The 9,003-nt window shown below is 47.3% G+C and carries 12 protein-coding genes and 1 pseudogene; all 13 read left to right on the top strand.

What is annotated here, in order from left to right:
* A partial coding sequence (locus tag PSI23_RS19295) for a PBSX family phage terminase large subunit (protein ID WP_273556602.1) occupies nt 1–472 on the top strand: 472 nt, incomplete at its 5' end.
* A gap of 16 nt (nt 473–488) precedes the next feature.
* Nucleotides 489–1,916 carry an anti-CBASS protein Acb1 family protein gene (locus PSI23_RS19290; RefSeq protein WP_273556601.1) on the top strand — a complete coding sequence of 476 codons (1,428 nt, stop codon included), beginning with the start codon at nt 489–491 and terminating at the stop codon, nt 1,914–1,916.
* Nucleotides 1,873–2,841: a phage minor head protein gene (locus tag PSI23_RS19285; protein WP_273556600.1), complete on the top strand. Its 969-nt coding sequence runs from the start codon at nt 1,873–1,875 to the stop codon at nt 2,839–2,841. Before PSI23_RS19290 ends, PSI23_RS19285 begins: the two co-directional genes overlap by 44 nt.
* 19 nt (nt 2,842–2,860) lie before the next feature.
* Nucleotides 2,861–4,260 (top strand): annotated as a pseudogene (locus tag PSI23_RS19280) (DUF2213 domain-containing protein).
* 5 nt (nt 4,261–4,265) lie between these two features.
* Complete coding sequence (locus PSI23_RS19275) at nt 4,266–4,694, top strand: hypothetical protein (RefSeq protein ID WP_273556599.1); 429 nt, start codon at nt 4,266–4,268, stop codon at nt 4,692–4,694.
* Nucleotides 4,695–4,704: 10 nt separating this feature from the next.
* Nucleotides 4,705–5,781: a major capsid protein gene (locus PSI23_RS19270; RefSeq protein ID WP_273556598.1), complete on the top strand. Its 1,077-nt coding sequence runs from the start codon at nt 4,705–4,707 to the stop codon at nt 5,779–5,781.
* A 9-nt stretch (nt 5,782–5,790) separates the two neighbouring features.
* The gene (locus PSI23_RS19265) at nt 5,791–6,180 is read left to right on the top strand and encodes a hypothetical protein (RefSeq protein ID WP_273556597.1); all 390 of its coding nucleotides are present in this window, start codon (nt 5,791–5,793) and stop codon (nt 6,178–6,180) included.
* On the top strand, nt 6,161–6,526 hold the full coding sequence (locus PSI23_RS19260; RefSeq protein ID WP_273556596.1) for a DUF7370 family protein: 366 nt from the start codon (nt 6,161–6,163) through the stop codon (nt 6,524–6,526). Before PSI23_RS19265 ends, PSI23_RS19260 begins: the two co-directional genes overlap by 20 nt.
* 2 nt (nt 6,527–6,528) lie before the next feature.
* Nucleotides 6,529–6,876: a hypothetical protein gene (locus PSI23_RS19255; RefSeq protein WP_273556595.1), complete on the top strand. Its 348-nt coding sequence runs from the start codon at nt 6,529–6,531 to the stop codon at nt 6,874–6,876.
* A gap of 1 nt (nt 6,877) precedes the next feature.
* On the top strand, nt 6,878–7,246 hold the full coding sequence (locus PSI23_RS19250) for an HK97 gp10 family phage protein (protein WP_273556594.1): 369 nt from the start codon (nt 6,878–6,880) through the stop codon (nt 7,244–7,246).
* Nucleotides 7,243–7,617 carry a phage tail termination protein gene (locus tag PSI23_RS19245; RefSeq protein ID WP_273556593.1) on the top strand — a complete coding sequence of 125 codons (375 nt, stop codon included), beginning with the start codon at nt 7,243–7,245 and terminating at the stop codon, nt 7,615–7,617. The genes PSI23_RS19250 and PSI23_RS19245 overlap by 4 nt, the downstream gene beginning before the upstream one ends.
* A gap of 49 nt (nt 7,618–7,666) precedes the next feature.
* Entirely contained in the window at nt 7,667–8,419 is a 753-nt protein-coding gene (locus tag PSI23_RS19240) for an Ig-like domain-containing protein (protein WP_273556592.1), read from the top strand.
* Nucleotides 8,420–8,468: 49 nt separating this feature from the next.
* Nucleotides 8,469–8,942 (top strand): DUF6246 family protein, encoded by a 474-nt coding sequence (locus tag PSI23_RS19235; RefSeq protein WP_273556591.1) that lies wholly within the window; start codon nt 8,469–8,471, stop codon nt 8,940–8,942.
* Nucleotides 8,943–9,003 lie beyond the last annotated feature (61 nt).

Raw genomic sequence — 9,003 nt, 5'->3', positions numbered from 1 at the left:
GGGCGACTTTGGCTTTGCGAAAGACCCTAGCACGCTACTTCGCATGTTCATTTTAGATAACTGCCTCTACATAGAACATGAGGCATATGGTATCGGGGTGGAACTCGACCATATGCCCGCGTTTTATGAACAAGTACCAGAGTCCCGCAAATGGCCTATCAAAGCCGACTCCGCCAGACCGGAAACTATCAGTTATCTCAGACGGCAGGGATTCAATATCTCTGCGGCGAAGAAATGGCAGGGCAGCGTTGAGGATGGCATCACCTATCTACGCGGTTTTAAACAGATTTTTATTCACCCGCGCTGTAAAGAGACAGCCAAAGAAGCCCGGCTGTACTCCTACAAAACAGATCGCATTACGGGCGAAGTATTGCCGGTGATTGAGGATGCAAATAACCACTGTTGGGATGCTGCACGTTATGGGCTGGATGGGTATATCAAGCAGAAAAGCAATGGCGCATTTTTCTTTTAAGGAGAGGCTATGAGTTATGAGTGAAGATAAACAATCATTGTTCGTTAATAGTCTGGCTGACACGATTGCCAAGAGGATGATCTATGCGGCTGGTGGCATTAGCGGTAATACAAAACGAACCAATATTTATTCTGAGTTCGGTTATCCCGAACAGCTCAGATTCAGAGAGTACTATAACGCCTATGAGCGTAATGCCGTAGCTCATGCCGCCGTGCATCGTTTGCTGGATGGGTGTTGGCAGGACAATCCGACCATTATTGATGGCGAGGAAAAGAAAGAGTCAGACGTAACCAGCGCATGGGAAACGAAAGTTACACGATTATTGAAACCGTTCTGGGCAAAAATCAAAGATTCCGATCGCCGCAATATGATTGGGCATTATTCGGCGCTGCTCATTCAAGTTCGGGATAGTAGGGTGTGGAGTGAGCCTATTGATACCACAGTAGTATCAAGATTGAAAGACGAAGCGTTGGTAAACCTGATTCCAGTTTGGGAGCCTCAACTTACGGTTGCAGAATGGGATACAGATATTAACTCAGAAACCTACGGACAACCTAAGATGTTTAACTTTGATGAACGTCCGGTGGGGCAGGTTGAGATACAAGGGCCAGCAAAACAATTAACTATCCATTCATCGCGGGTCATTATCTTGTGCGAAGGAGCTGAGGATGGGAATATTTTCTCAGGGACACCGTTACTCAGGTCGGGTTATAACAAACTACTGGATATTGAAAAGGTATCAGGTGGTAGTTCCGAAGGGTTCCTGAAAAATGCCTCTCGCCAGATTGGGGTGGAATTTGATAAAGAAACTGATTTGCACAGCATCACCACGGCGGCAATTCAAGCTGGCTACAAAGACCTCGGTGCGGCACTGGAAGATAAAATCAGCAAGCTCAACAGAGGGACTGACTCAGCGGCAGTGATGCAAGCGGGGCGGTTGAATGTCCTGTCTGTTGCTCCGGGAGACCCAACACCTACATGGGAAGTGACCGCTCGTGAATTCTGCGCGTCTGTGCAAGTGCCATTTACTGTGTTGTTCGGCACTCAGACCGGAAAGTTGGCCGGTGATAAAGATGATGCCACTTGGAAGGTTCGGTTGAATGGCCGTCGATGGGGTTTTCTAACCCAATATGTGACGCAATTGATAACGCGGTTGTGGGAAATCGGCATTATCGAACCACCTTCTTCCGGCGAGGTCACTATTGCATGGTCTGACATGCTCGCCGCCAGTGAGCAGGAGAAGATCGACAATATGATTAAGATGGCTGAGGCTGCACTTAAGACACAACAGGCTTTTGGGACACCCGCGTTTACTCCTAATGAAGTCCGTACTGTAGGCGAGCTGGAGCCACTGAAAGAAGAGCCAGAGCCACAGGGTGCAACAGGAGATCCGTTGACTGATGAAACAGACCCGAATCGGAACCCCGATAATACCCAGAAATAAGCGCGACCCCACTCAGTCATATCGCCCAGTAAACAAAATGTTTCGTGATATTGAGCAACGGTATTATGGCATCAAACGAGCATTGCGTGAACTATTTGACCAGCGACTAACTGGCAGGGTGAAAGAAAACAACGCCCAATTGTCGTATACCCTGCACGGAGAAACACTGTATCAGGTTAACGCTGACACATTTATCTACAACATGACGGCGCAACAATTGGCTGGCTTGTTAGAGCGCGTGCAGACCATTCTGGATAATTATTTGCTGGAGGGCATAGGTCAAAATATTTGGGCGCTCCAGTACGTCTCAGAGGAGTATCAGCGTGGTACGTTGAATGCATACACTAATCTGTCGGTTCAATCATCGGTGTATGAGATGCAGACGACGCTATCAGCATTATTGTCGTCTGCTGCTTACCAGAACCAGATAGCAGCCGCCTACGTATCAACGTACAGCGACTGGAAAGGTATCAGTGATAAAGCCCGCGCTGATCTTGCTAATGTGATTGCTGATGCTATTGGTCGTGGTGTTAACCCGCGTGAAACGGCGCGGATTATCAGTAAGCGGCTCGATGTGTCAATGGCTCAGGCCAAGAACATAGCTCAGACTGAGCAGGTTGGCGCATTGCGCGAGGCTAATTGGAATGAAACTGAATGGGCTAGTGAGCGGTTAGGCTTGAATACTAAATTGCTGTGGTTATCAGCCCTGAAACCAACTACCAGATCATGGCACGCTGCGAGGCATGGAAAGCTCTACACCAAACAGGAGGTTGAAGAGTTTTACTCTAAAAACGGGAATCGCTATCGCTGTTATTGTGCGCAACAGCCCGTTGTTCTGGATGATGGCGGAAAACTGTATAACACGGGACTAACTGAACGCCTGACAGAAGAGCGTAAGGCATGGGAACCTGATTCATCTAAGTAACAATTCAAGAGGCTACAACATGAAGCTATCCAGCGTTCATGTTAAATCACTGGCCTTAAACTCCTCCAATATCTCAACTGAAACTATCGATGGTGATGCACATATTGTCATTCGTGGCGTTGTGCCCGTTGTTGATGATGTTGTGATGAACGGCGGTCTTTATCCGGCTGGTGAGATTAACAAGAGCTACAAATCAATAGAAGGCAAGCAGATGCCTTTGGGTCATCCCAGTATTGACGGTCAGTATGTCTCTGCGGATGTTCCCCGTGCGGTCAATCAGTTTCATGTTGGTGCATGGGCTGAGAATGTACGAAAAGACGGTGATCGGGTTGTCATGGATATGAAGATTAATCGTCGGTATGCGGAGTCTACGGAAAAGGGGCAGGTTTTATTACAGCGTCTGGATGACATGATCGCTAACAAGGAAGCCGAACCTATACACATTTCCACTGGGCTATTGCTACAGCGTGAGCAGAACGGCGGGAAGTCAAAGGGGAAAAGTACACATGGATTGCACGAAACATGCAGTTCGACCATGTGGCTATTCTCCCTCCTGATGAGCCGGGAGCCGCAACACCAAAAGAGGGCGTGGGGATCTTTGTTAATTCTGACGGGCAGAAAGTAGAGGTTGAAGCAGTCAATCTTTCTGATGCGTCCGATTGCACAAACGAGGGGCTGATTGATAAAGCGAAATTCTTCTTTTCCAACGCGTCTAATTTTTCATTCGATGATATTCATTCAGCACTCAGGGCAAAGGTCAGGACTGTATATCCCGATGATGACTGGCCTTACCCTGAGGCCGTCTGGCCTGACAAATTTATCTACTACCTGTCCGGTAAAACCTACCAGCAAAAATATCTCATGAACGATGACGGCACAGCCGAACTCGTCGGGGAATCGATTGAGGTTGTGCGTAAGCCAACTGAATATGAAATTAAAACTAACGGAGCTAATAACCCGATGAAAGACATGATTGTTAACGCCCTGAAAGCGAAAGGTAAGCCGACAGAAGGCAAGACCGAAGCTGAGCTGCTGGATGCATACAACCAGATGAATGCAGAAGAAGCGAAAACCAAAACTGAGACACCGGAAGAGAAGGCGGCTCGCGAAAAGAAAGAGGCTGATGACAAAGCTGCTAAGGACAAAGCGAACAACAGTGAAGAGATCCCCGCTTGGGCTCAGAAGCTGGCAGACCGCGTTGATTCTGTGGTTAACAGCCTGACCGCCAACGCAGACAAGGAGAAATCCGACAAACGCGCCGCTGTGAAAATCAAGTTTGGTCTGGATGACACGGCGGTTAATGCGCTGGATGGTGCGGCACTTGATGGCTTTTATGCCCAGTGTCAGACCTCAGCAGGGCTGAATTCATCATTCACAAACAACAATTCTTCTGAATCATTCACATCTATGCCGGAGTAATAGAAATGGCTAAAGACGGAAAACATGTAATTCATGCGGGTGGTGTATTTACTAACCCCATGCTGAACCGAGAGGGTGCAGCGGCGGTAGATACGAAGCCCGGCACGATTGGTTATTTTGAGAAAGGAATATTTAAGGCCTCCGTGGATGGCAAAGAATCCGCCATTTTGTATGTTGCCAATATCGACTATCTCCGCTGCCAGACAGTGGATGACTCTATCACGGCGGGTTCAGTGGTCGTCAGTATTCACCCTATGGCAGGAATGTTCTTAAATGTTCCTGCAACCGAAGGCAAGTACAAAAAGGGGCAAGCTGTGGCGGTTACCAACGGTCAGGTTAAGGCTGCTGGTGATGGTGTTGCTGCATTTGCCTATGTCGAAGAGGACAGTATCACAGCAAAAGCGGGTGATCTGGTTCGCGTGGTGTTTAAGTAAGGAGAACTGAATGTTTTATTTTTCAACTAAAAAGGCAACCGAAACCGGAAACCTTGAGGCTAATCAGGCTCAGTTTGGCGAGCTGACGTTAGCACGTAATTCATCTGCGCAGGCGGTAGCGGATTTTATTTCTCGCTCTCGCTTTCGTGGTGAAGATGCTCCGCGCCTCGATGCGGTTAATGCTATCGATGATATCAAGCACCTGTATCGTGCATATGACCAGACTGTGCTGGCAGAGTTTGAGCCTAACACTGAATTCACTCTGTTAAATGATCTGGCGGGATTATCTCGCTCAGTGCGTTTAGAGGAATCAGTGTATGAATATGCTCGTACTGGCGGTACTGGTTGGGCGCATACATCAATGTCTGGTCAGATTGGTGCTGCACTGGATGCTCGTTCGTACAGCTTCGACGGCACGATGGTTCCTATTCATGACACTGGCTTTAAGTTCAACTGGCGTGACCCTGTATTTAACAAAGGCTCTGCTCTGGCTTCATTGTCTGATGCACAGACCGATTCTGTAAAAGTTGTTCGTCGTAAGTATCTCGACTTTATCTGGAATGGTTTCCGCGACAGTGAAGGCAATTTCATTAAGTTTGATGACAAGACGTGGAAAGGCTTTCGCGCTGATGAGCGTGTCGCACAAGTAACACTGAACGTCGATCACATTACAAGCACAGATGGCCAAGCAATGCGTAGCGAAGTAATGAAAGTGCGTGACGTACTGAAATTACAAAACTACCAGTACGGCGCACAGACTTGGTATGTATCAGGCGAAGTCCTGTCTAACTGGGAAAAACTGTACTACGACGTTAACCAGACTCGCACTGTTCTTGAGGAAATTAAGAAAATCACAGGCATTGCTGACATCAAAGAAGACTGTGAGCTAAAAGGCAATGAAATGATGATCATTCCACTGGGCGCAGGTGTTATCGCACCGATTGTTGGACAGGCTTTCGGCACGGTTGCTGATCCACGCCAGTTCTACAACTCCGACTATGTATGGCGCACATGGGGGGCTGCTGGTCTGATGGTTAAGCAGGATATTAACGAGCACTTCTCAGTCATCCACGCCAAAGGCAAGTAAGGGGGATATATGGCACTCGTGAAAATTTTGGTAACAAATCTTTTTGCCGGTGCCAACCTTCAGAAGTTGGAGGTTGGTCATACCTATGAGATTGATGACAATATTGCTGTTAAGTGGATTGACACGGGCAAAGCAGAGGCTTCTAAAGATAAAAAGGGGGAGAAATTAGTATTTGAAGTGGCGACACCTGCAACCATGACTTTTCCTGAGAAGTCAGAACTACAAGCTGAACTGGATGACGCTAACGCTAAGATGCTAGCCATGACTGATGCTGCCAAGGCAAAAGAAACTGAACTCATAGAAGCATTGGCGGCTGAAAAAAAACGAGCTGATGATGCAGAGAAAGCTCTTGCGGAAGCGGACAAAAAGGCGAAAAAAGATGGAGATAACGCTGAATGATATTAAGCCGATGATCGCCGAACTTGGATTCACATTACCTGATTCAGTGCTTGAGTTGTTATTGAATCAGGTGAATGACAAATCTGAGTGCATGGTGGCTCATGGTTATGATGAGAGTTTGCAGAAGCTTTTGCTTATCTATGCCACTGTCCGCTTGGCTTCCCTGTCAGGCGCAAGAAAAATTGCCTCGCAGAGTGCGCCTTCCGGTGCTTCCCGTTCATTCGCTTATGATTCCTCTGGTACTGACTATTTACTCAAGCAAATTCGAGGGTGGGATAAGCACAGTTGCCTGTCCGGTTTGCCACTGGAGAGTAAATCTGTCGGCTTCTTTGATGTGGTGGGGTGAGTATGTCCAATATTGCTAACTGGGGCTATACCGCCCCTTGTACCTTCTGGAAGCAGTTAGGAACTGATGAATACGGCCGACCATTGGGTTATGAAACGCCACAAATCATTATGTGCGAATACCAAGGTGGGCTATCCAGCAAAATATCCGGTGTGGGTACTGAATTGATTGCTAAAAACACCTTCTGGACTGAGTTTTCAGACGCCGCCACAGGAGACTATATCTTGATTGGCGAGTCGTCAGATCCAAATCCTGTTGCAGCCGGTGCCGATGAAATCAAACTTATTGCCCGTTATGCTGATACTTATGAGCGCTTGACTGATGATTATGCGTTAGTCACAGGAGTGTGATATGGGCGTAAAAGTCAAAGGCATTAAAGAAGCACAGGCTAAATTAAATGCCTTAATCGGTGATATACGTGGGCGTAAAGTTGTCCGTGCTATGTATAAGGCTCTGTATATTGGAAGTGCTCAGGCTGCGCTTTATACTCCGATTGATACTTCCACGCTGATTAACTCTCAGTTCCGTGATGTGCGCTTTGATGGCGTATTGCTCACTGGGCGTGTGGGTTATTCGGCAAACTATGCTGTTTATGTTCATGATCCAAAGGTTAAACAAAGTTTCCGCAGAGCAACGGCTAAGAAAGAGTTTTTGAAATCGGGCTTCAATGAGATGAAGTCTCAGATTGATAAGGCTGTGGCACAGGAGTTGAAACTATGACCGCATTTGAACAATTCCGGCATTATCTGGCAAAGGCAGGGCTGCTTGACGGTTTCAAGGTGCAGATGGTGACATGGATTGAGAAAAAAGGCGATGGAGGGCAGGCTCAATACATGGTCTTTCAGCCTGCTGGAGGAACTGGTCGGCTGGATGATTTGGGGGCTGATGACAATGTACAGGTGATTTTGGTCAGTGGACAAAATGACCCGCAACCCTCCATCCAGCGTGCGCAGGAAATACTCGATTATGTCGCCTCTCATCCCGATGATGATCGTCTGACCTCTGTATTTAATCTTGGAGGTTTGGCAACTCCCATCCCCACGCAAGAGAACCGATACGTTATCCGGTTGCTATTCCGCTGCACATCATAATCAGGTCGCTTGGGCGGCTTTTTTATTCCTATTAATAGAGGTTATTCACATGGCAAATTGCCCAGTAGAAACCAATAAACTCATTGGTCGTAACGCTATTATTCGCATTGCGCAGGGTTGCCCTGATGCAGCGCCAGACCAATCAGCGTTTTTTCGGATAGGTGCATTGACCACCAAATCATTTGACCTGTCACCCAACACCCTGACATCTGAGGCTGATGATTCAAAAGGGCTGGTGGAGAGCGTCGTAACCAGTATGGACTTAACCATTAGTTTTGATGGTGAATACCGCAAACGGGACAAGAACGAAGACTTTGGTCCATTGCGTTTATTGAAGGAAATCCCAAAGGAGGTTCAAGCGGGGCGCCAACCTGCGTATTGGGTACAGATGGACTTCACCGGAGAAGATGTGCTTGTATTACAGGCGTACATGGTATTTACGTCATGGTCATCTCAGTTTGGTTCTAGCGAGTTTGCGACATACTCCGGTGAATTGAAAGTCAGTGATGCTGACACAGTTGATTGGCTGATTGAAGAGGTTGCAGTGCAATCAGTTTCTGTTAACCCGCCGTCGGTAACGGTAGCAGTAGGGAAAATAGGTTCATTTGTCGTGAATTTTAGTCCTGCTGATGCGACCAATAAAAACTATACCGTGACATCGGATAAAACCAATATAGCGACAGTGAGTAAGGTGGGCAATGTCGTGACGGTAAAAGGGGTCGCAGAAGGCGCAGCAAATATCACCGTTACTTCCGAGGATGGTAACAAAACAGCCAAGTGCTCAGTCACAGTCACCGCTTAATATTACAAAGGGCACTTGCGAGCGCCCTTGATAATGCTCAGGAGGAATTATGACACCTATTTTTGAAATTGGTGAGATGGTTATCGCCACTGATAAAACCGATTATTTACTTCGCCCCTCTTTCGCTGCAATGACGAGAATTGGAACGCCTCGACAGATTGTAGAGACATACACCTTGTTAAACGGGGCAGAGACTCAGGAGTTAATTAACCGCGCATTGTTTGCTTACGGTACACTTCCCGACTGGCTGATTAAATTGATGCGGAAACCCACATTTGGCCGCAATATCCTGTCAACTGCCGTGATAGTGATACAGGCGTGCTGCAACGATGACGTGGAAGAACTGATTGGTAAATGGCGACCAGGGCGAAGAGGGGTTGTATATCGTCTGGGTAGCGTGCCAATTAATGACATCATTGTCATTGCTCGCGAACTGATAACGCATGGTGTTATTGGTCGGGTTAAAATCAGAATGTTGTGGTCAACAAAAATTGGTCACTGGCTTAGCGTTTTTCCAAAATAATCGTTCTGACTCATTGGGCGTTAACCCATTGTTATACCAGTGAGGACGAAGCTGGCTGTAA

Source organism: Xenorhabdus yunnanensis (assembly GCF_028598805.1).
In the GTDB taxonomy this organism is placed as follows: domain Bacteria; phylum Pseudomonadota; class Gammaproteobacteria; order Enterobacterales; family Enterobacteriaceae; genus Xenorhabdus; species Xenorhabdus yunnanensis.
Note: the sequence above shows the minus strand (reverse complement) of the source record. Positions and strands in the feature narration are given on the sequence as shown.